Source organism: Sphingobium sp. B2 (genome assembly GCF_007693735.1).
Taxonomy (GTDB): Bacteria; Pseudomonadota; Alphaproteobacteria; order Sphingomonadales; family Sphingomonadaceae; genus Sphingobium; species Sphingobium xenophagum.
This window is the reverse complement of the sequence record NZ_VDBZ01000001.1, coordinates 2826888-2849642: the sequence shown is the minus strand read 5'-3', so window position 1 is coordinate 2849642 and position 22755 is coordinate 2826888. Positions and strand designations below refer to the sequence as shown.

22 protein-coding genes, 1 tRNA gene, 1 pseudogene and 1 riboswitch are annotated in these 22755 nt (G+C 61.4%); of the genes and pseudogenes, 18 read left to right on the top strand and 6 right to left on the bottom strand.

Annotation, left to right across the window (positions count from 1 at the left end; genetic code table 11):
• Positions 1 to 72: 72 nt before the first annotated feature.
• The 4 genes from FE851_RS13960 to FE851_RS13945 are packed head-to-tail and all read right to left on the bottom strand — an operon-like array spanning position 73 to position 5208.
• A complete protein-coding gene (locus tag FE851_RS13960; RefSeq protein ID WP_261370939.1) occupies positions 73 to 639 on the bottom strand; it encodes a sarcosine oxidase subunit gamma in 567 nt (188 codons plus the stop codon).
• 9 nt (positions 640 to 648) lie between these two features.
• Positions 649 to 3642 (bottom strand): sarcosine oxidase subunit alpha, encoded by a 2994-nt coding sequence (locus FE851_RS13955; RefSeq protein ID WP_145203301.1) that lies wholly within the window; start codon positions 3640 to 3642, stop codon positions 649 to 651.
• Positions 3639 to 3938 (bottom strand): sarcosine oxidase subunit delta, encoded by a 300-nt coding sequence (locus tag FE851_RS13950; protein WP_107126090.1) that lies wholly within the window; start codon positions 3936 to 3938, stop codon positions 3639 to 3641. Before FE851_RS13950 ends, FE851_RS13955 begins: the two co-directional genes overlap by 4 nt.
• Positions 3939 to 3954: 16 nt before the next feature.
• Entirely contained in the window at positions 3955 to 5208 is a 1254-nt protein-coding gene (locus tag FE851_RS13945; RefSeq protein ID WP_145203298.1) for a sarcosine oxidase subunit beta family protein, read from the bottom strand.
• Between the two features lie 513 nt (positions 5209 to 5721).
• On the opposite strand from FE851_RS13945, the gene FE851_RS13940 reads away from it, so the two are divergent.
• The 10 genes and pseudogenes from FE851_RS13940 to FE851_RS13910 all read left to right on the top strand — a co-directional run bounded on the left by FE851_RS13940 (position 5722) and on the right by FE851_RS13910 (position 14079).
• Positions 5722 to 8304 carry a TonB-dependent receptor gene (locus FE851_RS13940; protein ID WP_145203295.1) on the top strand — a complete coding sequence of 861 codons (2583 nt, stop codon included), beginning with the start codon at positions 5722 to 5724 and terminating at the stop codon, positions 8302 to 8304.
• A gap of 75 nt (positions 8305 to 8379) precedes the next feature.
• The gene (locus tag FE851_RS13935; protein ID WP_145203292.1) at positions 8380 to 8565 is read left to right on the top strand and encodes a hypothetical protein; all 186 of its coding nucleotides are present in this window, start codon (positions 8380 to 8382) and stop codon (positions 8563 to 8565) included.
• A 19-nt stretch (positions 8566 to 8584) separates the two neighbouring features.
• Positions 8585 to 8785 (top strand): annotated as a pseudogene (locus FE851_RS27175) (hypothetical protein); the annotation flags it as partial.
• Positions 8786 to 8935: 150 nt separating this feature from the next.
• A complete protein-coding gene (locus FE851_RS13930; RefSeq protein WP_315850612.1) occupies positions 8936 to 10477 on the top strand; it encodes a tetratricopeptide repeat-containing sulfotransferase family protein in 1542 nt (513 codons plus the stop codon).
• Positions 10478 to 10516: 39 nt separating this feature from the next.
• Positions 10517 to 10795 (top strand): hypothetical protein, encoded by a 279-nt coding sequence (locus FE851_RS26790; protein ID WP_261370938.1) that lies wholly within the window; start codon positions 10517 to 10519, stop codon positions 10793 to 10795.
• Positions 10762 to 11076, top strand: a complete 315-nt coding sequence (locus tag FE851_RS26785) for a YbaK/EbsC family protein (RefSeq protein WP_315850616.1) — start codon at positions 10762 to 10764, stop codon at positions 11074 to 11076. The genes FE851_RS26790 and FE851_RS26785 overlap by 34 nt, the downstream gene beginning before the upstream one ends.
• A 420-nt stretch (positions 11077 to 11496) precedes the next feature.
• Positions 11497 to 12282 (top strand): sulfite exporter TauE/SafE family protein, encoded by a 786-nt coding sequence (locus FE851_RS13920; RefSeq protein WP_145203289.1) that lies wholly within the window; start codon positions 11497 to 11499, stop codon positions 12280 to 12282.
• Positions 12283 to 12288: 6 nt separating this feature from the next.
• Positions 12289 to 12657 carry a hypothetical protein gene (locus FE851_RS26780; protein ID WP_261370937.1) on the top strand — a complete coding sequence of 123 codons (369 nt, stop codon included), beginning with the start codon at positions 12289 to 12291 and terminating at the stop codon, positions 12655 to 12657.
• Between the two features lie 28 nt (positions 12658 to 12685).
• Complete coding sequence (locus tag FE851_RS26775) at positions 12686 to 13420, top strand: glycosyltransferase (protein ID WP_409994504.1); 735 nt, start codon at positions 12686 to 12688, stop codon at positions 13418 to 13420.
• A gap of 176 nt (positions 13421 to 13596) precedes the next feature.
• On the top strand, positions 13597 to 14079 hold the full coding sequence (locus FE851_RS13910; protein ID WP_261370935.1) for a PilZ domain-containing protein: 483 nt from the start codon (positions 13597 to 13599) through the stop codon (positions 14077 to 14079).
• 114 nt (positions 14080 to 14193) lie between these two features.
• Here FE851_RS13910 and FE851_RS13905 read toward each other — a convergent pair.
• Positions 14194 to 14270 (bottom strand) — tRNA-Pro (locus FE851_RS13905).
• Between the two features lie 203 nt (positions 14271 to 14473).
• Here FE851_RS13905 and yajC point away from each other — a divergent pair.
• The 4 genes from yajC (at position 14474) to FE851_RS13885 (ending at position 17915) form a co-directional block, all read left to right on the top strand.
• A complete protein-coding gene (gene yajC, locus FE851_RS13900) occupies positions 14474 to 14809 on the top strand; it encodes a preprotein translocase subunit YajC (protein WP_017181750.1) in 336 nt (111 codons plus the stop codon).
• 7 nt (positions 14810 to 14816) lie between these two features.
• Positions 14817 to 16415, top strand: coding sequence for a protein translocase subunit SecD (gene secD / locus FE851_RS13895; RefSeq protein WP_145203286.1), 1599 nt, complete (start codon positions 14817 to 14819; stop codon positions 16413 to 16415).
• A 118-nt stretch (positions 16416 to 16533) separates the two neighbouring features.
• Positions 16534 to 17517 (top strand): protein translocase subunit SecF, encoded by a 984-nt coding sequence (gene secF / locus FE851_RS13890; protein ID WP_145203283.1) that lies wholly within the window; start codon positions 16534 to 16536, stop codon positions 17515 to 17517.
• A gap of 56 nt (positions 17518 to 17573) precedes the next feature.
• The gene (locus FE851_RS13885) at positions 17574 to 17915 is read left to right on the top strand and encodes an Mth938-like domain-containing protein (protein ID WP_081490874.1); all 342 of its coding nucleotides are present in this window, start codon (positions 17574 to 17576) and stop codon (positions 17913 to 17915) included.
• Between the two features lie 9 nt (positions 17916 to 17924).
• Here FE851_RS13885 and FE851_RS13880 read toward each other — a convergent pair whose 3' ends face one another.
• Positions 17925 to 18341 carry a DUF1801 domain-containing protein gene (locus FE851_RS13880; RefSeq protein WP_145203279.1) on the bottom strand — a complete coding sequence of 139 codons (417 nt, stop codon included), beginning with the start codon at positions 18339 to 18341 and terminating at the stop codon, positions 17925 to 17927.
• A 33-nt stretch (positions 18342 to 18374) separates the two neighbouring features.
• Positions 18375 to 18569: riboswitch (yybP-ykoY riboswitch) on the top strand.
• A 14-nt stretch (positions 18570 to 18583) separates the two neighbouring features.
• Here FE851_RS13880 and FE851_RS13875 point away from each other — a divergent pair.
• The 4 genes from FE851_RS13875 to FE851_RS13860 all read left to right on the top strand — a co-directional run bounded on the left by FE851_RS13875 (position 18584) and on the right by FE851_RS13860 (position 22715).
• Positions 18584 to 19162, top strand: coding sequence for a TMEM165/GDT1 family protein (locus FE851_RS13875; RefSeq protein WP_145203276.1), 579 nt, complete (start codon positions 18584 to 18586; stop codon positions 19160 to 19162).
• A 76-nt stretch (positions 19163 to 19238) separates the two neighbouring features.
• Entirely contained in the window at positions 19239 to 20165 is a 927-nt protein-coding gene (locus tag FE851_RS13870; protein ID WP_145203273.1) for a complex I NDUFA9 subunit family protein, read from the top strand.
• Between the two features lie 126 nt (positions 20166 to 20291).
• A complete protein-coding gene (locus FE851_RS13865) occupies positions 20292 to 21101 on the top strand; it encodes an undecaprenyl-diphosphate phosphatase (protein WP_017181743.1) in 810 nt (269 codons plus the stop codon).
• A gap of 165 nt (positions 21102 to 21266) precedes the next feature.
• Positions 21267 to 22715: an NAD(P)-dependent oxidoreductase gene (locus FE851_RS13860; RefSeq protein ID WP_145203270.1), complete on the top strand. Its 1449-nt coding sequence runs from the start codon at positions 21267 to 21269 to the stop codon at positions 22713 to 22715.
• The last annotated feature ends 40 nt before the right edge of the window (positions 22716 to 22755 follow it).

Genomic DNA, 22755 nt, shown 5'->3' with positions numbered 1-22755 from the left:
AAATCGCGCGAATGAAAAAGTGCAGTCTGTCCTACTGGTCCGATCGACAGGGCCAAGGGCTAGACCCAGGGCCTAGATGTCGAGTTCGATTTCGCGGACCACGACCTGCAGGAAATGCCACACATGCTCCGAAAAGGAATGCCAGACGTCGATCTGGAACCGATCCTTCGCATCGCGGAGCAAAATGATCTGCGCCTTGCCATCGAATATCGTTCGGCAACCGCTGCCAGGCGCCATCGCGTCCACATCAAAGGCGATCGCTGATTGCAGCACGAGCGCGGCATCGCGGCCTTCGATCCCGATGCTCACTTCCCGATGGCTGACATCGACCAGACTGTGGGGCTGCTGCGCATAAAGCGCGGCGAAGCCGCCCTCGATTTCCGCCTGGTCCGCAACCGGAACCGTCACATACCATTCGTCGGGACCAAGGCACACGGCCGTCTTTTCGCCGGCATATGCTACGTCGCCGATATTGCCGGGCAGATTGAGGCCCAGAACGGTAGAGGCTGCGATCCGCTGATCCGGGTCGATGCGCAGGCTGAAGCGTGCTTTGTCCGCAAGCGGCCGGATGGTGAGCGGAAAGGGCTTGTGGAGCGTAATGCCTTCGCCGCTCAAAGGGTGATGAGGATGCATCGTCATGGCGCTTCCTTATGCGTTGAGGCGGGAGTTTTCGGGGTCGACAAAGACCATCCCGGTGATTTTCGCGGACAATGTTCGGTCGGGCATAGGGATGTAAATGGTTTCGCCCATGCGCGAATGTCCGCCCTCTACGACCCCGAAGGCGATCGAGCGATTGAGGCTGGCGCTCCAATAAGCGGACGTTACGTGGCCAACCATCTTCATCGGAATGGGCTGGTTCGGATCAAACACGATCTGCGCGCCTTCCTCCAGCACCATCATGGGATCGTCAGTCAGCAGCCCGACCAGCTGTTTACGGTCCTTCTTCAGCATATCGGGGCGGGTGAGGGATCGCTTGCCGACGAAGTCAGGCTTGGCTTTGCCGATCGCCCAACCGAGCGCGGCGTCGTCGGGGGTCAGCGTGCCGTCCGTATCCTGGCCGACAATGATATAGCCCTTCTCCGCGCGCAGGACGTGCATGGTCTCTGTGCCATAGGGTGTGATTCCATAGGCCTGACCGTCGGCAAACAGCTTTTCCCAAATGGCGCGGCCATAGCGGGCGGGGACGTTCACCTCATAGCCCCGCTCGCCGGTGAAGCTCACCCGGAACAGGCGGGTCGGCACGCCGCAGATGTGCCCTTCGGCCACCGCCATATGCGGGAAGGCATCGTCCGACAGGTCGATGCCCTCGACCAGTGGTTCCAGCAGGCGGCGGGCGTTCGGACCCTGAAGCGCGATGACGGCCCATTGTTCGGTCGTGGAGGTGAGCCAGACCTTAAGATCGGGCCATTCGGTCTGGAGATAATCCTCCATCATGTTGAGCACGCGCGCTGCGCCGCCAGTCGTCGTGGTGACGTGGAACCGGTCCGGCGCCATACGGCCAATCACGCCGTCGTCGCGGATGAACCCGTCCTCGCCCAGAAGCAGGCCGTAACGGCAGCGGCCGGGGGCGAGCTTGGTCCAGGGGTTGGTGTACATGCGGTTCATGAATTCCGCAGCATCCGGGCCGACAATTTCGATCTTGCCCAGGGTCGATGCGTCGAAAATCCCCACCGACGCGCGCACCGCTGCGCATTCCCGCGCTACCGCGGCATGCATATCCTCGCCAGCCTGGGGGAAATACCATGCGCGGCGCCACAGCGACACAGGTTCAAAGGCAGCCCCCTTCGCCTCGGCCCAGTCGTCGATCGGCGTCTTGCGGGTCACTTCGAACAGGCGGCCCCGGTTATAGCCGGCAAAGGCGCCGAAGGTCGTCGGCGTATATGGCGGACGGAATGTCGTCAGGCCGACCGCCGGAACCGGCGCACCCACAGCGTCCGCGGCGATGGCCAGGCCGTTGATGTTCGACGTTTTGCCCTGGTCGGTTGCCATGCCGTTGGTAGTGTAGCGCTTGACATGCTCGATCGACTTGAAGCCCTCGCGCACCGCCAGACGGATGTCCTTGGCGGTCACGTCGTTCTGGAAGTCGACAAACGCCTTGGCCTTGCCCGGATTCTGGTCGGTCGGCAGCTCGCGGACGCGAATGCCGGTCAGCTCGGTTTCGTCCGTCACCATATATTGGGCGGAACGGCCATTATAGCCCGCGTCGGAGGCTGCGTCGGCACCGGCCTCGGTCCCTTCTGCCAGCGCCTTGGCCAGGCCGAAGCTGCCATTGCCTGCGCCGACGGTGCGGCTGGCTTCGGCATGTTCGCCCGGCAGGAAAGCCTGCTCTTCCTCATGCCAGTTGAGCTTGCCCTTGGTGTGCGAGAAAAGATGGACGCTGGGCGTCCAGCCACCGCTCATCATCAGCACGTCGCATGCGATGGTACGCGCGCCGCCGACTGTCGGGTCGGCAGGGCGCACCCGTGCCGACTTGATCCGCAGCCGGCCGCTGGTGCCGGTAACGGTCCAGCCCGCCAGCACCTCGATCCCCAGCGAGTCCGCCTTTGCGCGCAGATGGGAGGAGATGTCGGGGCGCAGGTCCACGATGGCGACAACCTTGCCCCCCGCCTTCGCCAGATCGAAAGCGGCCAGCCAGGCGCTGTCATGCGTGGTCACGACCAGGGCGCTTTGCCCCACCTTAACCCCGTAGCGATTGAGATATGTGCGGGCTGCACCCGCCAGCATCACGCCTGGCCGGTCGTTGCCGTGGAAAACCAGCGGACGCTCGATCGCGCCCTGCGCCAGTACCAACTGCGCTGCACGAACCTTCCACATGCGTTCGCGCGGCGTACCCTGCGCAACATCGGCCAGATGGTCGGTCAGGCGCTGGCACAGGCCGACGAAATTCTGGTGATAATAGCCAATGGCGGTCGTGCGTGGGAGCAGGGTTACATTGTCCAGTGCGGCAAGCTCGGTCATCGCCATGGTCAGCCAGTCCCAGCCCGAACGCCCGTCAATGTTCGCGTCGGTTTCAGACAGCAGCGAACCACCAAATTCCGCCTGTTCGTCGAGCAGGATGACCTTTGCGCCGCTGCGACCGGCGGAAAGGGCGGCAGCGATCCCCGCTGGCCCTGCACCGACCACAAGCACGTCGCAATGGACATGGCGGCTGGCATAGGTGTCGGGATCCGGCTGCGTCGGCGACACGCCAAGGCCCGCCGCACCGCGGATGAACGGCTCGTAAACCTTGTTCCAGAAGGACTTAGGCCACATGAAGGTCTTGTAGTAGAAGCCCGCCGAAAACAGCATATAGGCCGCGTCGTTGACTGCGCCTATGTCGCGCTTGAGCGAAGGCCAGTGATTCTGGCTATTGGTCGACAGCCCCTGCGAGATTTCCAGCACCGTGGCGCGGGTGTTGGGTTCGAATCGGCCGGGGCCGTGCGTGACGCCGACCAGCGCGTTCGGCTCCTCCGACCCTGCCGCCAATATGCCGCGTGGACGGTGATATTTGAACGACCGACCCACCAGATGAACGCCGTTGGCCAGCAGGGCGGAAGCGAGCGTATCGCCCTGAAACCCTTCATAGCGGGTGCCGTTGAAGGTGAAATGGACCGGCCGGCCATGGTCTACCCGGCCCTTGCCTGCGATGCGATGGTTGGTCACGGGGTATCCTCGCTTTGCACGATCTGCGGACGGGGCAAACCGGCCTTGTATGTCGTTACGAACTTGTCGCTGAGGGTGTCGCGGGCCGCGTTGAAGAAGCGCCCGCAGCCATGGATATGGCGCCAGCGTTCATAATGCAGGCCGCGCGGGTTTGAGCGTATGTAAAGATGGTCGCGCCATTGATCGTCGTCGAGCTGCGAAGGATCGGTCGGGCGCGCGATATGCGCCTCGCCCGCATAGGCAAACTCCACTTCGGGACGTTCGGCATTGCAATAGGGGCAATGGATGAGAAGCATCTGCTGCGCTCCGTCTTTAGTGCGCGACCGCGGCGGCCGCCGCTTCGTCGATCAGTCGGCCGGTCTTGAAGCGCTCCAGCGTGAAAGGCGCGTTGATCGGGTGCGGCTCGTCGCGAGCGATAGTGTGGGCAAAGACGTTGGCCGAACCCGGCGTCGCCTTGAACCCGCCGGTGCCCCAACCGCAATTGACGTAGAGGCCCGGCACCGGGGTCTTGCCGATAATCGGCGAACGGTCCGGCGTCACATCGACGATGCCGCCCCATTTGCGCAGCATCCGCATGCGATTGAAGATCGGAAACACTTCGCAGATGGCCGCGACCGTATGCTCGATCAGCGGCAAGCCGCCGCGCTGGCTGTAGGACACATATTGATCGGTGCCCGATCCAATCACCAGTTCGCCCTTGTCGGATTGCGAGATATAGGCGTGGACTGTGTTGGACATGACGACGCACGGGAAAATCGGCTTGACCGGCTCCGATACCAGCGCCTGGAGCGGATAGCTTTCAAGCGGCAGGCGGACATTGGCCGAATCCATCACGACTGACGTATTGCCAGCCGCCGACACCGCCACCTTCTTCGCCCGTATGAAACCGCGCGCGGTTTCCACGCCGATGACCTTGCCGGTGGCGTCGCGGCGGATCGCCGTGACCGGGCAGTTCTGGATGATGTCGACGCCGCGCGCAGCTGCACCGCGTGCATAGCCCCAGGCGACCGCGTCATGGCGGGCGACACCGCCGCGCCGTTGAAGCGCGGCGCCCACCACCGGATAACGCGCATCGGGCGAAATGTTGAGCGGAGGGCAGAATGCCTTTGCCTGCTCAGCCGTCAGCCATTCATTGTCGATGCCGTTCAGTCGGTTCGAATGAATGTGCCGCTTGAAGCTGTGCACGTCATGGACGTTGTGCGCCAGCATCATCACGCCCCGCTGCGAGAACATGACGTTGTAATTCAGTTCCTGGGACAGCCCTTCCCACAGCTTCATGGCATGTTCGTAGAGCGCGGCGCTTTCGTCGTAGAGATAATTGGACCGGATGATGGTCGTATTGCGGCCCGTATTGCCGCCGCCAAGCCAACCCTTGTCGATCACCGCGACGTTGTTGACGCCATGTTCCTTGGCAAGATAATAGGCGGCGCCCAGCCCATGCCCGCCCGCACCCACGATAACGACGTCATATTCAGCCTTCGGTTCTGAGTCCGGCCATTGCTGGTCCCAGTTCTTGTGGCCGGTCAGCGCGTTGGTGAGCAGCGATGTCCAAGAAAAGCGCGTCACGCCATCCCTCCAATGTTGATTGCGCATCATCATGCGGTGGTGACGAATGAGACAGTATGTTTGCGTCATCCGCGTCGCAGCTAAACGACATGGCTAAACCGGATCGCCGTCCGCTATGGGATGTAAGGTGCCGTTTGACGAATCGACATAGTGAAGAGCCCGGCTGTGGCCGGCCGGATGTCAAGAATGACGCAAATCTTCAAGAGCGATGGCGCATCCATTCACGCAGTTACCCTGTCAGGGGATCATGCTTCGAGACACTCCAAATATCCGATGATCTTCCTGGGATAGGCAGATCAAATGCGAAATGATTTGAATCTTTAATTTGTTCCAAAATTTATAAGATTTATTCGTGCATATCGTTAAATTTGCACAGTTAAGCGACAGTAAAATGACAGATTGTCCGGACTTTATTTCGGGCAAATACTCGTCGTCGAATATTCTGTGATAATTTGCGAATTTAAGGTCGAAAAAATTCATAAAATAATATTCTATCCTTAGATGGGGGATTGTATGAAGACGCTATTCGGGGCTACCTCTTTCATCGCGATCATCGCTTCACATATGGTTGCGATGCCCGCCTTTGCTCAGGACGAAGGGGGTGACGACGCGTCCCCCAGATCCGGCGTTGCGGAAATCGTCGTTACCGCCACCAAGCGCAGCGAAAGCATGCAGAAGGTCGCCGTCGCCGTCCAGGCGATGGGCAACGAAACGTTGGCCCAACTAGGGGTCGCCAACACGGCCGACATCATCGCGCAGATGCCCAACGTAACGGCGGGCGGCGGCGGTCCGGGCCAGAATACGATTTACATTCGCGGTCTCGCCTCGACAACGCCGAACCTGACGACCGCTGGTGTATCGGGCCTTGCACCCAACGTCGCCACCTATCTGGACGAACAACCCTTGTCCCAACCGGGTCGCAACCTTGACGTCTATGCAGCCGATCTTGCCCGCGTCGAAGTGCTTGCAGGTCCGCAGGGCACCCTGTTCGGCGCGAGTAGCCAGGCCGGCGTCGTTCGCTTCATCACCAACGAGCCCAAAATCGGGGAGTTTGAAGGCCGCGCTCAGGCCGGTGTATCCTTCACCAAGGGCGGTGACATGAGCAACAATGCCCAGGTCGTCGTCAATATTCCCGTTGCCGATAATTTCGCGGTACGTGCGGTCGCCTATCTCGATCATCAGGGCGGCTATATCGACAACGTCCGCGGCACGCGCAGCGTTGCCCAGAGCGGACGGTTCCGCAGGGCTACCGATCTTCGTCAGAACGGCACGTTGGTCGGCAATCAGGCGACCGGCCAGGGCGGCGCCAACCTGTCTGGCGTCACCTTCCTGCAGGCGGACAATAGCGGTCTGGTGGAGGATAATTTCAACGACGCCGACTATCGCGGTTTCCGCGTGACGGCCTTGTGGAAATTCGCACCCGACTGGTCGCTCAAGGTCGCGCATAGCCGCCAGGGTCTTGATACGGATGGCGTATTTTCCGAGGATCCGACCCTTGGCGAATACAAGATCGAGCGCTTTGAGCAGGACAAGACCAAGGATAATTTCAGCAATACGGCGTGGACTGTCGAAGGCCGTCTCGGCGCGCTCGAAATGGTATATTCCGGCGCCTATACGGAACGTGAAACCAACCAGCGGGTCGACTATACCGACTATTTGTTCGTTGGTCCCTACATTCCCTATTATGTATGCGACACCACGGTCTATTATGGTGGCATGAACCCGACCGGCACCTGCCAGCCGCCAAATCTCTTCGTGACGTCCAAGTCGAAACTGAAGAGCTTCACGCAGGAATTGCGGTTCAATACCCCGGCTGAAAATCGCTTCCGGGTCACAGCGGGCGGCTTCTTCAGCAACCAGATTCTCAAGGAACGTAACGACTTCAACTATCAGGGATCGATCCGTGCCCTGGGCGCCGACGGGGTCACGCCGGGCTTCCTGCCAAACTACCCGCTGACCAATACATCGGTCACGGGTCTGATCGGCAATGCCGGACCGGGTTATTTCAGCGATCCGGGGCCGTTCCCGGCAGGCGTCATTTTCCGTAACGATGTGAAGCGCAGCGACAGGCAGTTTGGCATTTTCGGCGAAGCCAGCTTCGATGTCGTGCCGGACCTTCTGACCGCGACCTTCGGCGCGCGCTATTATAATGTGACCAACGATCTGGAAGGCAGCGCAAACTCCTCTTTCAACAACAGGATTTCGCCCACTTTCGGTTCGGGTTCGGTCGATCGCCAGCTTTACGGCACCAATCTGAGCGTCAAATATTCCGGCGATATTGCCGGCATTCCGGACCAGGCCAAGGCCACCGGCGTCATCTTCAAGGGGACGGTGAAGCTGACCCCGGTCGAAAATGTCATGTTCTACGCCACCTATTCCGAAGGCTTCCGTCCGGGGCTCCTCAACCGGCCCGGCGGCACGACCCGCAACGGGTACACCGTGCCTTATGCGGTCGGTACGGACGACGTCCGGAACTATGAAATCGGCTGGAAAACCAAGCTGTTCGATAATCAGTTGCTGTTCAACGGCAGCGCTTTCTTCGTCGATATCAAGGGGCTGCAGACCAGCATTCTCGATCCCAGCATTTCCAACCTGTTCTTTTCGGACAATGCGGCCAATGCCTGGACCAAAGGCGTGGAGGGCGAGGTCACATTCGCACCGGCTGCGGTTGACGGTCTGACGGTGTCGGGCGGCTTCTCGATCATCGATACGAAGATCACGAAAGTCCTGCTCCAGACCAGCTATGTGCAGGTCGGTCAGAAACTGGCCTATGCTCCATCCTTCCAGGGCAATCTGCGCGCCCGTTATGAATGGCAGTTGGGTGACACAGGGATGCGGGCCCATATCATGCCGCAGATGGTGCATTCGTCATCGAAATATACCGACGTCATCCTTCCCAACCGGACGAAGCTGAACAGCTATACGACCTTCGGCCTGTCGGCGGGTGTGGAGAAGGACAACTGGTCGGTCGAACTGTTCGGCGACAATCTGACGGACAAGGCGGCGCAGACCAGCGGCGATGCGGTCTACAGCGTATCGCGGGTAGTCGTGGCCCGTCCGCTGACGGTCGGCATGCGCCTCTCGTTCAACTATTGAACCGACGCCTTGTTGCTACGATAGAGGGAAGGGGCCTTTCCGGGCCGCTTCCCACCTTGGGGCGATGGAACTGATATGAACGGTGCGGCGACCGACGAAAGCAAGGACGACGTGCTGACTGAGGCAAGGCAGGCGCTGCAGCAGCAAGCGCATGACCGCGCCATCCACCTGTGCGAAGGGCTGCTTCGCGACGACCCGGCCAATGGCGACGCGCTCTACATCGCCGCCGTAGCCGCGCGCCTGTCTCTTATACACATCTAGATGTGTATAAGAGACAGCCATCCACCTGTGCGAAGGGCTGCTGCGCGACGACCCGGCCAATGGCGACGCGCTCTACAGCGCCGCCGTAGCCGCGCGCTATGCGCGAAAATTCGATAGCGCGCGTGATTTTGTACGGCGTCTGCGCCAGTCCCATCCTGAACATGGCCGTGGTTGGCAGGAGGCGGGACATCTGGCGCGCGATACCGGCGATCCGGAGGGCGCCATCGTCGCCTATCGCCGGGCTTGCGAATTCAACCCATCGCTGGAGGCGAGCTGGACGCACCAGGCCAATTTGCTCGCCCAACGCGGCAGGGAAGGCGAGGCGCGCAATTGCATGGCGCAGGCGGAGCGGCTTGCCGGATTGCCGCGCATGTTGCTTGCCGTCCTCAACCATATCCATGAAGGACGCATCCTCAAGGCGGAGGAATTGTGCCGCCACTTCCTTCGCGAAAATCCGCATAATGTCGAAGCGATGCGCCTGCTCGCCGATATCGGCGTACGGCTGGGCATATTCCACGATCCGGAATTTTTGCTGGAAAGCGCGGTCGCTTTCGAACCGGACAATATCCAGCTTCGGCTCGACTATATGCAGGTTCTGCGCAGACGGCAGAAATTCTCGGCGGCGGAAGCGCAGGCGCAGCATCTGGTCGACCTCCAGCCCGACAATCCGCTGTTTCAGTCGCATCTCGCGATCGAAAATATGCAGACGGGCAAATATGACAAGGCGCTTGGCCTGTTCGAGTCCGTGTTGGCCCGCATGCCGGATGATCCGGCCACGCTGACGTCGCGGGGGCATGCGCTCAAAACCTGTGGGCAGCAGCAGGAAGCCATAGCTTCCTATCGTGCCGCCATCGCGGCGCGCCCTGACCTGGGCGATCCCTGGTACGCGCTGGCCAATCTTAAAACTTTCCGGTTCGAGGACGGGGAGGTGGCGGCGATGCATGCCCAACTTGCCCGCGACGACCTGCGACTGATGGACCGTGTCCACCTGAGTTTCGCACTTGGCAAAGCGCATGAGGACCGGGGGGAATATGCGGATTCCTTCCGCTTCTACGACGCTGGCAACAGGCTGAAGCGCGAACAATTGCGCTACAGCGCCGACCAGATGACAGCGGAACTGCGGGCGCAGGCCGAAGCGTGCACAGCCGATCTGTTCGACAAAAATGCGGGCAATGGCTGCTCTGCGCCAGACCCGATCTTCATCCTGGGCCTTCCGCGCGCTGGTTCGACGCTGCTGGAGCAGATATTGGCCTCACACAGCCAAATCGACGGCACGCTGGAATTGCCCGATATTTTGGCGCTGGCGCAGCAGTTAAGGGGGCGGGGGCGCGATGCCTATCCGGCGATCCTGCATGATCTGCCCGCCGATCAACTGCGGCAGATGGGTGAAGCCTATATTGAAAATACCCGCATCCATCGCAAGGGTGCGCCCTTTTTCATCGACAAGATGCCCAATAATTTCCGGCATATCGGCCTTATCCACCTGATCCTGCCCAACGCAAAGATCATCGACGCCCGGCGCGCGCCGATGGATTGCTGCTTTTCGGGCTTCAAACAACTCTTCGCCGATGGCCAGCAATTCACCTATGGGCTGACCGAGATCGGGCAATATTATAGCGACTATGTCGATCTGATGGCTCATTGGGAAAGTGCGCTTCCACCCGGCCGTATCCTGCGCGTCCAGCATGAAGATGTGCTGGCGGATCTAGAAGCGGAGGTGCGACGAATAGTTGATTATGTGGGGGTTCCGTTCGAACAGTCCTGCCTCGATTTCCACAAGACAGACCGGGCGGTCCGCACCGCCAGTTCCGAGCAGGTTCGCCGTCCCATCAACCGGGAAGGCGTGGACAATTGGAAACCTTTCGAGCCCTGGCTGGGCGATCTGAGGAAGGCGCTTGGCGATCTGGCATAGGGGTCCGCTGGCTCATGCCCACGCTGCGGCTGGGAGAGGATGTGTCGCAAATGTCCGGAAAGCGTGACGCCTTTGTCCGCGCGGCTGCCATTCGGCCTCGTCATCCTGCCGCCGATGAACGAAGATGACATTTATGCCGATTTCGCCGCGCGCGGCGTCCCTGTGCAGAAGCACGAACATGCGGCTGTCTATACGGTCGACGAAAGCGCTGCCATCCATGAGGCGCTGCCGGCCGCACATACCAAGAATCTGTTTCTGAAGGACAAAAGGGGCATTTCTGGCTCATCACACTGCCGCATGATCGCCGTGCCGATCTGAAAGCCTTTGCCGAACTGCTGGGCGCGGGAAAATTTTCGTTCGGAAAGCCGGACGATATGGAGCGCCTGCTCCACATCACACCCGGCGCGGTTTCACCCCTCGCTGCGCCCAATGCGTCGGCCGAAGAATTGACCGTGGTGTTCGATGCAAGCTTCGACGATCAGCCGCTGATCGCCGTCCATCCCCTGCGCAATACGGCGACGATCGCGATACCGTTCGACGCCCTGATAGGCTGGCTGGGTGACAAGGGGCATGAACCCCGTATCGCCAAGCTACCCTGACGATGTCGTCTTTGCGGCCAAGCTTATGCGCCTAGCACGCGCCGGTCATCAATCCATAATGTATGGGAACAGGATGACACACCCTGGGTGAGCGAGCCTGGTTCGCCGCTTGCTCTCAACGCTCTCGCCGCACACTACATTTGTATGATGCCGCCAAAAACGGCAAAGGCCCGCCTCCCTTAAACCCGAATCACTCGTTAGGTTTAACGGCGGAAAACCACGAATTTGCTTCGCAAGACGCCCGTGCCCGGCTTCATGGTCATATATTGAATGGATATTGGCCAAATTGATTGGCCAACGAAGGGAGCAGAGATCCATTTACAAGTGCGTCAAGGCCAAGTTGCGCCTTCCCAAGCACAAGCCAATCGTGCATTTCCGACCAGTCGTCCGTCACTGAGCGGGCAAGGGGGACGCGTATTGATGATCGATTGGGTGCACAGCTTGGCTGGCCTGCTCGTGGGCTTGCTCGTTGGAATAACCGGCGTGGGCGGTGGGTCGCTGATGGCACCCATCCTCATCCTGCTGGTTGGAATCGTGCCAGTCACTGCCGTCGGGACCGACCTGTGGTTCGCGGCGATCACCAAGACCGTCGGGGGCGTCGTCCATCATCATTTCGGGAAGCCCGACTGGACCGTGGTGCGCCGCCTGTTGATGGGCAGCCTTCCGGCATCCGTCCTGACGATCGCACTATTGTCCAAACTGCCCCGCAGTTCCTTCCAGAGTGATCTTATCCTTTCGGCGCTCGGCGTATTGCTGATCATGACGGCGATCGCCACGCTTTCGCGTCGGCAAATCCATGATTATGCCCGCGATATGCAGGAGGACACGGCGCAACGCTTCCGGCGTATGCAATTGCCGCTGACGGTGCTGGCCGGATTCATCCTGGGCGTGCTCGTCACGCTGACGTCGGTGGGGGCGGGCGCACTGGGGGCGACCATGCTGATCGCGCTCTATCCCATGCGGATGACGGCGGCGCGCCTCGTGGGCACTGATATCATCCACGCTGTGCCGCTGACGGCTGTGGCCGGAATTGGCCACTTGTGGATCGGCAATGTCGACTTTGCCTTGCTGGGGTCGCTGCTGGTCGGATCGATACCGGGCATCATCGTCGGATCGCTGCTGTCGTCCAAACTGCCCGACCGTCTGGTCCGGTCGGTGCTGGCGCTGGTGCTGATGCTGGTCGGTATAAAACTGCTGGTGGGCTAGTCACTTATGCACGTCGCGACATTTCTTCAGGACCTTGCCGGCGGCGGGGCGGAGCGCGTGGCCGTCCTGCTGATGAACGGACTGGTGGTGCGCGGCGAACGGGTTACGCTGATCCTAGCGCGGCGGGAAGGCCCTTGTCTCGACGATCTCGATCCGGCGATCGAACTGGTCGATCTTGGCAATCGCCGTTCCATTTCCAGCATTCGCCCGCTTGCCCGCTTGCCCGCTTGCTGCGTTCGGTGCGACCCGATATTCTCGTCAGCCATCTCACCCATGTTAATGTCGCCGCTGCGATGGCCAACCGGATCGCACGGGCGGGCACCCCGCATGTGGCGGTCGAACACAATCAGATGGGGCAGAATTATGCGCTGTTAACCAACCGCTCGGTCAGGCGGCCTATCGTCTGGCGCGATTCGTCTATCCGGGCATTTCGCGGGTCGTCAGCGTCTCTCAGGGCGTCGAATCGGCTGTCCTGGCCTTTACGCGCGGTCACCCGCACAATCATCAGGTCATCCACAATCCTGTCGTCACTGACGGGCTGGTGGCGCTTTCGGGCGAAGCGCCGGAACATCGCTGGTTGACCGACGGGGCGGGCATACCCGTTCTGTTGGGTTGCGGGCGACTGCATCACCAGAAGGGCTTCGATGTCCTGATCAGCGCTGTGCGCAAGGTGCTGGATGAACGCCCCGTCCGGTTGGTCATTCTGGGCGAAGGCCCGCTGCGTCCGCAATTGGAGGCGCAGCTCAAATCCTTGAACCTGGACGATCACGTCGATCTGGCGGGTTTCAGCCGCAACCCATTCGCGATGATGCGCGCTGCCGATGCCTTCATATTGTCGTCGCGTTGGGAAGGTTTGCCGACCGTATTGATCGAAGCACTTGCCTGCGGGGCCAATATCGTTGCGACCGATTGCCCCAGCGGCCCGCTCGAAGTGCTGGAAGGCGGCAGGTTCGGACGGCTCGTTCCTGTCGATGACAGCGACGCCTTGGCCAAGGCCATAGGCGCTTCGCTGGATATGCCGCTCGACAGGGTATCGGCCAAAGCGCGCGCAGCCGATTTCACGCTGGATCGCGCGGTCGACAATTATATGGCGCTGTTTGCCCATTTGCGGTCACGAGGCGGAACGTCAGCGCTCTGAAGGGGTGAATACCGGCGGGGCTGCGCGTCGCTGCCCAGGTCGATCGCCATTCCACCATGCTTGCCGACCGACAGTCGGCCTGCTTTCTGCGGCTTGTCGTTCAATCCTCAACGGTATCTTTACGATTTCTTAGGCGAATGCGTCCAAATTGCCGTCCCCGGCTATGGAGCCTGCCAATGTCAGTTCGAGCGACCCTGTACAGCGATAATCGTGGCGCGCAGCGAATGCAGCTGGACCGCGCTTCGACCTTGCGCGATGGTGAGGATACGCCGTTCGACGTGCAGATCGAGGATATCTCGCTCACCGGCTTTCGCATGCAATTGCCTTTCGAGATTTTGCCCGATCAGGCGACGACCATCGGCGTGCCGGGCGTCGGTATCAGGGCGGTGCGGATCGTCCGTGTCGAAGGAACGATCGCTGGCTGCGCCTTCGTGCAGCCACTCAATCGCGCTGAGCTAGACACGATTCTCCGCTTCGACAGTTCCGTCGTCCAGGAAAACTTCAAATATCAGGCTGCTCCCGCGAATATCGCGGAAAAGGATGGTTCTGAACTGTCCGAAGAAACAGCGGGTCTCAGCCCACCGCAAAAACTGGCGATAGTCGCTGGTGCAGCCTTGACCATCTGGCTGCTGATTCTGGCAGCCATGTTTCTCATTTAGGGCCGCGTCCGCCACCCAACACGATCATCGCTGCTAAACATGGGCTCCCGCGCGATAGCGCCTGGGAGATTTTCGTGCGCCCTTCCGCCGAACGGCCGCACTTTTTCAAAAATTTGGTCGGGACGAGAGGATTCGAACCTCCGACCCCCACACCCCCAGTGTGATGCGCTACCAGGCTGCGCTACGTCCCGACCGGAGGGCGGCTCTTAGAAGCACATTCGCCAAGTTGCAAGGGATTCCGATGCTGCTCTTTTGCGGCTGCTGCGTATCGGCCTAATCATATTGCCTCCCCGCCTGCATCTGTGGTAGCCGCCGCGGCTTGATCCGTGGGCGCTATGTGCGTCCTGCGGCCGACAGAAACCAAGGCGCGACCTGCTTCAGGAAAGTCCCACCCATGTTCATATCGACAGCCTTTGCCCAGACTGCGGGCGGGCCAGCATCCGGCAGCGGCATATTGGTGCAGATGGCGCCGCTGGTCCTGATCTTCGTGGTATTCTATTTCCTGCTGATCCGTCCGCAGCAAAAGCGGATGAAGGCGCACAAGGCGAAGATCGACGCAGTGAAAAAAGGCGATCAGGTGATCACCGGTGGCGGCCTGCTGGGCAAGGTCACGCGCGTGGACGAGATTTACGCCGAAGTCGAAATCGCGCCGGGCATGAAGGTGAAGGCGGTCAAGTCCACCCTGACCGACGTGCTCGATCCGACCACTGCCAAGCCAGCGAACGACTGATCTCACGATGCTGAACTTTTCGCGCTGGGCGGTCTTTGCGATCATCCTGCCGCTGGCGATCGGCGTGCTGTGCGCCGTACCCAGCTTCCTGCCGGATTCGGTCGTCACCCGGCTGCCCGGTTTCATGCAGACGCGGGTCAATCTGGGTCTCGACCTGTCCGGCGGCAGCCATTTGCTGCTCGAAGCCAGCACGCAGGATGTCGCCAAGCAGCGGCTCACCAATATGGAGGAGCAGGTTCGCACCGAATTGCGCCGGGGCGACCCCCGGATCGCGATCGGCGACATCTCCAGCCGCGACGGGAAGCTCCGCTTCATGGTGCGCGATCCGTCGCAGGTGGACGCCGCGGTCGAGCGTATTCGTCCGCTGACGCAGGGCGCGGGCCTTACCGGACAGCGCGATTTCAATGTCGAGGTGGTCAACAGCTCCACCATCGTCATCACCCCGACCGAAGCGGGGATCAACAATGCGGTCAAGAGCGCGATGGAAGTCGCGACCGAAGTGATCCGCAAGCGCATCGACGAGATGGGCACGCGCGAACCCACGATCCAGCAGCAGGGCGACAACCGCATCGTCGTACAGGTGCCCGGCCTGCAAGATCCCAAGGCGCTGAAGGATCTGTTGGGCCAGACCGCGAAGCTGGAATTCAAGCTGGTCGATTTCACCGCCAACCCCGCCGAAGTGGCGCAGGGTCGCGCGCCGGTGGGCAGCGAAGTGCTGCCCTATCCCGACAATCCATCGGGCGTGCCGCTGATCGCGGTCAAGCGGCAGGTGATGGTGTCGGGCGAGGATCTGACCGACGCGACGCAGGGCTATGACCAGAATAACCAGGCGATCGTCAACATCCGCTTCAATGGCTCTGGCGGGCGCAAATTCGGGCAGGTGACGTCGCAGAACGTCAACCGCCCCTTTGCCATCATCCTGGACGGCAAGGTGCTGTCCGCCCCCAATATCAACGAACCGATCCTGGGCGGCAGCGCGCAAATCAGCGGCAATTTCACCGTCGAAAGCGCCAACCAGCTGGCGATCGCGCTGCGGTCGGGCAAGCTGCCGGTGGCGTTGACGGTGGTGGAGGAACGCACCGTCGGGCCGGGGCTGGGCGCCGATTCGATCCGCGCGGGGCTGATCGCGTCGGTCATCGCGGTGGTCGCGGTCGCGCTCTTCATGTTCGTGAGCTATGGCCGCTTTGGCATGTATGCCAATCTGGCGGTTGCCATCAACGTGGCGGTCATATTGGGCGTGATGGGCATGTTGGGCGCGACGCTGACGCTGCCGGGCATTGCGGGCTTCGTGCTGACCATCGGCACGGCGGTGGACGCCAACGTGCTGATTTACGAACGTATCCGCGAAGAAAGGCGGCGCGGGCGCAATGTCGTCCAGTCGATCGAACATGGCTATAAGGAAGCGAGCCGCACGATTTTCGAGGCGAACGTGACCCACGCCATCGCCGGCGGCATCATGCTCGCGCTCGGCTCCGGCCCGGTCAAGGGCTTCGCCATCGTGCTGCTGATCGGTATCGCGACCAGCGTGTTCACGGCCGTCACCTTCACCCGCATGATCGTCGCCAACTGGGTGCGCCGCACCCGGCCGACGGACATCACGATATGATCGCGCCATTCCCCCTCCCTGCCCGTCATCCTGACGAAAGTCAGGATCCAGAGCGCCAAGCGCAGCGCTCCGGGCACTGGATCCCGGATCAAGTCCGGGATGACGAAGGAAGCCTGCCATGAAACTTCTGAAACTCGTCCCTGACAATACCAATATCGGTTTCGTCGCGATGCGGAAATGGGCGTTCGCGCTCACCGCCTTGCTGACCGTGCTGGCCCTTGGCGCGACGGCCTATAAGGGGTTGAACATGGGCGTCGACTTTGTCGGCGGCCTGATGATCGAGGCGAAATTTCTGCAGAATGTGGAAACCGACAAGGTCCGCGCAACGATAGGATCGCTGGGTGTAGGCGAAAGCTCGCTCCAGCAGTTTGGCGATCCCAAGACGGTGCAGATCCGCCTGCCCCTGCCTGAACAGGGCGGCGCTGGCGCGGCCAACGCTGTGGTCGAAAAGACGCGCAAGGCGATGACCGCGCAATTCCCCGGCGTCACTTTCTCCCGTTATGACACGGTATCGGGCAAGGTATCGGGCGAACTGATCCAGAATGGCGTACTGGCCGTGGTGCTGGCGATCCTGGGCATCGCGGTGTTCAGCTGGTTCCGCTACGAATGGCAGTTCGGCGTCTCCACCTTCGTCGCGATCGTCCATGACGTGTTGATGACGCTGGGCTTTTTCGCCGTGACGCAGCTGGAATTCGACCTCAACATCGTCGCGGCCGTGCTGACGATCGTCGGCTATTCGATCAACGACAAGATGGTGATCGACGACCGTATCCGCGAAAATATGCGCAAATATCGCAAGATGGACATGAAGGCGCTGATTGACCTGTCCGTCAACGAAACCTTGCCGCGTACGGTGATGACGTCGGTGACGATCATGCTGGCGCTGGGTGCGCTGCTGCTGTTTGGCGGTCATGTGCTGCGTGGCTTTACCGCGGCCATGATGCTGGGCATTGTCGTTGGCACCTATTCGTCGGTCTATGTCTCCTCTTCGTTGCTGATCTCGCTGGGGCTGACCCCGATGTCGTCGGAAAAGAAAGCGAGCAAGGCCAACATCGCCGCGCAGGCCGAACGGGTCGGCCCACGGGACGGAGCGCAGCCCTGAGCGGCGAGAAGCGCATCGGCATCGAACTGCGCCGCGACGATAGCGGCCAGGGGCCTATCGTCACTGGTTTCCAGGGGCGCGGCTTTCGGGTGCGGGATGATGTGTTTCCAACCGGGCTGTTGCTCAGCCCGGTGCGGGCGATGGCCTGGGACGATGCCCCGCCGATCGACGCGCTGACACTTGCCGCGCTGGGCGACCTGTTTGACGGCGATCCGCGCCCCGAATTTCTGTTGCTGGGCACCGGCGCGGGATTGCGCCAGCCGCCCCGGCCCTTTGTCCGCGCGGTCGAGGCGCTGGGGATCGGCGTAGAGGCAATGGACAGCCGCGCTGCCGCCCGCGCGTGGGGCGTGCTGCGTGCCGAAGAACGTTGGATCGTCGCAGCGCTGCTGCCGCTCTGACCTGTTCGTTCAGGCCGGATGCTTGTCCGCCATATAGGACCAGCTCTGCCGGATCAGCGCTTCCAGAACATCCATGTCGATGCCCGACAGGCGCTTGATGTAGAGACATCCCTTGCCGCGCCGATGCTTGCCCAGCGGCTCGCAATCCTCGTCCGATATGCCCGAAAGATAGAGGACCAGTTCGGCCTTGCGCGGGGAAAAGGCGATACGCGACGCATCCCCCTCGCGCCCGCTGTCATAGCGATAATGATAGCGGCCAAAACCGATGATCGACGATCCCCACAGGCGCGGCGGCTCGCCGGACACGGCCTGCATCAGCATGGCGAGCCTTTCCCCATCCTCGCGCCGTTCGGGCGGTTCGACCGCGGCGAGAAACGCTGCCGCGTCGCTATCGGTCTCGATCGTCTTGTTGCTGTCCCAACCCATGACTTGTCATCCCCGGCTTCAACGCGTAGAGGCTAGCCTGTCATCTGGGGAGTAGCCAGCCGTTCCAGCGCAAATGGAGCGGGCCTTATGTCAACATATTTGGCCGAGAGGTCATGGCATGGGGGACGCGGAACAATCTGCGTAAGGCGAGACCAATGGCATCGGCGCTTTTCTGTCCGGCCGGGCGGGAGGCGACGGTGGCATTGCGTCTATCACTTCCGCCCGGCCCCGGATATTGTCTGATGGAAGCTCTGTTTACCTCCACCGCACTCGTCGCCCTTGCCGAAATGGGCGACAAGACGCAATTGCTGGCGATGTTGCTGGCGACGCGCTTTCGCAAGCCCGTGCCGATCATCTTCGGAATTTTGATCGCGACGATCGCCAATCATTTCCTCGCCGCCCTTCTGGGCCACTCCATTGCGGGCGTGCTGACGCAGGACTGGTTCCGCTATGCCGTGGCATTGAGCTTCATCGCCATGGCCGCATGGACGCTGGTGCCCGACAAGATTGACGAAGATGCGCCGCTCAAGGCGCCGTCGAAGGCGGGCGTGTTCCTGACCACATTGGTCGCCTTCTTCCTGGTGGAAATGGGCGACAAGACGCAGGTGGCGACCATCGCGCTGGGCGCGCGATTCGATAATCTGATCGCGGTGACGACGGGGACGACGCTCGGCATGATGATCGCCAATGTTCCCGCCGTGCTGTTTGGCGAGGCGCTGGCCAGGAAAGTGCCGATGCGCGCGTTGCAGGTTGGCGCCGCGTTGCTGTTCCTGCTGCTGGGCCTGTGGATGATCGCCGATTTGGTCGGCTGGGTCGGGTAAAGCGGTTGTCAGCGCGGCGCGGCTGGGGCAAGGGAATGGGCAGCATATTCCCTCTCGGACGAACGTGGGTCAGGTGATGAAAGACTATCTGGTTACGATATTCGGCGGCGGCGGCTTTGTCGGTCGTCAGGTGGCGCAGGTGCTGCTGGCGCGCGGCGCGCGGGTGCGGATTGCCCAGCGTGATCCCGCCACTGCGCTGCGGGTCAAGCCCTTGGGCGGGCTGGGCCAGGTGCAGTTCATCGCCGCCGACATCCGCAACCCCGCCAGCGTGGCGCGGGCCGTGGCCGGCAGCGACATCGTCATCAACCTGGTGGGCATATTGAAGGGCGATTTCGACGCCTTTCACCATCGCGGCGCGGCCAATGTCGCCAAGGCGGCGGCAGACGCCGGTGTCAGTGCGCTGGTCCATATGTCGGCGATCGGTGCCGACGCCGATAGCCCGTCTGCCTATGGCCGGTCGAAGGCGGCAGGTGAAGCGGCGGTAAAGGCTGCTTTCCCCAACGCCACCATCATCCGTCCGTCGATCATCTTCGGCGCGGAGGACCAGTTCCTCAACCGCTTCGCGCAGATCGTCGCCATGCTGCCAGTGGTCCCCGTGATCGGCGGCGCGACCAGGTTCCAGCCCGTCTATGTCGCCGATGTCGCGCAGGCTATCGCCAATGCGGCGGAACAGCCCGGTGTCCATGGCGGTCAGACCTACGAACTGGGCGGGCCGCAGGTGTTGAGCATGAAGGACATCAACCAGTGGATCGCCAGGGCGACTGGCCGGGACAAGGCGCTGGTCGATGTGCCGCATGCGGCTGCGAAGCTGCTTGCGATGCTGCCGGGCGGGCCGATCACCAGCGATCAACTGGCGATGCTGGGGCGTGACAATGTCGTGGCGCCGGGGGCCAAGGGGCTGGACGCACTGGGCATCGTCGCAACGCCGATGGCGGGGGTCGCGGACAAATGGATGGTCCGTTACCGCAAGCATGGTCGCTTCGCCGGTCGGGTGAGCGCCTAAGGGCATTGCTCCGCCGTGACGCGGGGCTATCAGCTGCAAGACAATCTTCTCCCTCATCGTCATGCTGAAGCATGTTCAGCATGACGTTCGGGGTGACGGGATGATTATCGGAGGACGATCCCAATCATGGACCTGCACTATCTGACCGTCATCCTGCTGGGTATTGTCGAAGGGCTGACCGAATTTCTGCCGGTATCCTCGACCGGGCACCTCATATTGGCCAGCGAATTGCTGGGCTATGATGCGTCGACCTGGGCGATGTTCAACGTCGTCATCCAGCTTGGCGCCATTCTGGCGGTCGTCGTGCTCTACTGGCGCACTTTCTGGGCGGTCGGCATGGGTCTTTTGCGGCGTGAGCCGGTAAGCTGGCGGTTCCTGCGCAATCTGCTGATCGCCTTCATGCCCTCGGCCGTTATCGGCCTTGCCCTGCACGATTATATCGAAATTCTGCTTGGCGCGCCGCAGGTGGTTGCCTGGGCCTTGATTGCCGGTGGCATCGCGATCCTGCTGATCGAACGGGCGGTCAAGGATCAGCGATTTCATGGCATCGCCGATATTCCGACGGTGCGCGTATTGGCGATCGGCTTCATCCAGTGTCTGGCCATGGTGCCGGGGGTCAGCCGGTCCGGCGCGACGATCATGGGCGCGCTGATGCTCGGGGTCGAACGGCGCACGGCGGCGGAGTTCAGCTTCTTTCTCGCCATTCCGACCATGCTTGGCGCGACCGCGCTGGAATTGATCAAGAAGGGCGATCAGATCACCAGCGCAGCGGTAGGCTGGGGCAGTATAGCCTTGGGCTTTGTCGTATCCTTCATTGTCGCGTTGCTGGTCATTCGCTGGTTCGTCGGGCTTGTGTCCAAACATGGCTTCGCGCCCTTTGCCTGGTACCGAATCGTCGCTGGCGTGGCCGCTCTGATATGGCTGGGGATGAGATAGGGCCGAAACGGTCTATTTATGCGATAAGTTCCTGCGATCATTTCGCAACTAGAGTGGAAACAGGGTGTAATTTAGACAGCATTATTGACCTAAAATGCAGAATCCGCGTGACTCCGCGGGTTTTTCTGGTATGCGCGCCCTTGTAACTGGAGTCAGGGGCGTATCATGGCCGACAATCCAATGCTGAAATTCGTAGGCAAGGGACAAGCCTACCCCGACAAGCGCGATGCCGATGCCCGCGCCGACGACTTTCTGGAAATCAGCCGCAGCTTCATTCTCGACAAGGCGGAAGAACAGGCGTCGCGCTGCTCGCAATGTGGCGTGCCATATTGTTCAACTCACTGTCCGTTGCACAATCACATCCCCGACTGGCTGCGCCTGACCGCCGAAGGCCGCCTGCGTGAAGCCTATGAATTGTCCAACCTGACCAGCACCATGCCCGAAATCTGCGGCCGCATCTGCCCGCAGGACCGGCTGTGCGAGGGCAATTGCGTCATCGAATTTTCCGGCCATGGCGCCGTGACGATCGGCAGTGTCGAAAAATTCATCACCGACACCGCCTGGAAGGAAGGCTGGGTAGAACCGCTGGTCCCCGGCAAGCCCACCGGCCAGTCGATCGGTGTGATCGGCGCGGGGCCGGCTGGCCTCACCACGGCGGAATATCTGCGCGCGGCGGGGCATGAGGTGCATGTCTATGACCGGCATGATCGCGCTGGCGGATTGCTGACCTACGGCATCCCCGGCTTCAAGTTGGAAAAGGACGTGGTCATGCGCCGGGTCCAGCGGTTGCGCGATGGCGGCATCGTGTTTCACGAGAATTTCGAGGTTGGCCGCGACGCGACATTGGAAGCGCTGCGCGAGAAGCATGATGCGATCCTGATCGCCACCGGCGTGTACAAGCCCCGCGACATCCGCGCGCCGGGCGTTGGCGCACCGGGCGTGGTCAAGGCGCTCGATTATCTCACCGCCTCCAACAAGGCCGGTTTTGGCGACGACGTCCCCGAACATGCGGACGGCAGCCTGCTCGCGACCGGCAAGAATGTCGTCGTCATCGGCGGCGGGGACACCGCCATGGACTGCGTCCGCACCGCGATCCGCCAAGGCGCGAAATCGGTCAAATGCCTCTATCGCCGCGACCGGGAAAATATGCCCGGATCGCAGCGCGAAGTCGCCAATGCCGAGGAAGAAGGCGTCGAATTCGTCTGGCTGACCGCACCGATCGCCTTTGAAGGCACCGAGCATGTCACCGGCGTGAAGGTCACGAAAATGCGGCTGGGCGCGCCCGACGCCTCAGGCCGTCGCGCACCCGAACCCGATCCGGGCAGCGAACATACGCTGGAGGCCGATCTGGTCATCAAGGCGCTGGGCTATGACCCCGAAGAATTGCCCAAGCTGTTCGGCGCGGACGACCTGTCGGTCACCCGCTGGGGCACGCTGCGCGTCGATCACAAGACGATGATGACCAGCGTGGACGGCGTGTTCGCAGCAGGCGACATCGTGCGCGGTGCATCACTGGTGGTGTGGGCGATCCGTGATGGGCGCGATGTGACGGAGCATATGCACCGCTATTTGAAGGCGAAGGCAAAGGCGGCGGGCGAGAGGGTTGCGGCGTGAGGCTGTCTGCCCTTCTCCTTTTGACCGTCGGATCGGTAGC

Coding starts and splice junctions, on each gene's coding strand:
- FE851_RS13960 (WP_261370939.1), bottom strand. CDS start 639: ATGACGATGCATCCTCATCACCCTTTGAGCGGCGAAGGCATTACGCTC.
- FE851_RS13950 (WP_107126090.1), bottom strand. CDS start 3,938: ATGCTTCTCATCCATTGCCCCTATTGCAATGCCGAACGTCCCGAAGTG.
- FE851_RS13940 (WP_145203295.1), top strand. CDS start 5,722: ATGAAGACGCTATTCGGGGCTACCTCTTTCATCGCGATCATCGCTTCA.
- FE851_RS13935 (WP_145203292.1), top strand. CDS start 8,380: ATGAACGGTGCGGCGACCGACGAAAGCAAGGACGACGTGCTGACTGAG.
- FE851_RS13930 (WP_315850612.1), top strand. CDS start 8,936: ATGTTGCTTGCCGTCCTCAACCATATCCATGAAGGACGCATCCTCAAG.
- FE851_RS26790 (WP_261370938.1), top strand. CDS start 10,517: ATGTGTCGCAAATGTCCGGAAAGCGTGACGCCTTTGTCCGCGCGGCTG.
- FE851_RS13920 (WP_145203289.1), top strand. CDS start 11,497: ATGATCGATTGGGTGCACAGCTTGGCTGGCCTGCTCGTGGGCTTGCTC.
- FE851_RS26780 (WP_261370937.1), top strand. CDS start 12,289: ATGCACGTCGCGACATTTCTTCAGGACCTTGCCGGCGGCGGGGCGGAG.
- FE851_RS13910 (WP_261370935.1), top strand. CDS start 13,597: ATGTCAGTTCGAGCGACCCTGTACAGCGATAATCGTGGCGCGCAGCGA.
- yajC (WP_017181750.1), top strand. CDS start 14,474: ATGTTCATATCGACAGCCTTTGCCCAGACTGCGGGCGGGCCAGCATCC.
- secD (WP_145203286.1), top strand. CDS start 14,817: ATGCTGAACTTTTCGCGCTGGGCGGTCTTTGCGATCATCCTGCCGCTG.
- secF (WP_145203283.1), top strand. CDS start 16,534: ATGAAACTTCTGAAACTCGTCCCTGACAATACCAATATCGGTTTCGTC.
- FE851_RS13880 (WP_145203279.1), bottom strand. CDS start 18,341: ATGGGTTGGGACAGCAACAAGACGATCGAGACCGATAGCGACGCGGCA.
- FE851_RS13875 (WP_145203276.1), top strand. CDS start 18,584: ATGGAAGCTCTGTTTACCTCCACCGCACTCGTCGCCCTTGCCGAAATG.
- FE851_RS13870 (WP_145203273.1), top strand. CDS start 19,239: ATGAAAGACTATCTGGTTACGATATTCGGCGGCGGCGGCTTTGTCGGT.
- FE851_RS13865 (WP_017181743.1), top strand. CDS start 20,292: ATGGACCTGCACTATCTGACCGTCATCCTGCTGGGTATTGTCGAAGGG.
- FE851_RS13860 (WP_145203270.1), top strand. CDS start 21,267: ATGGCCGACAATCCAATGCTGAAATTCGTAGGCAAGGGACAAGCCTAC.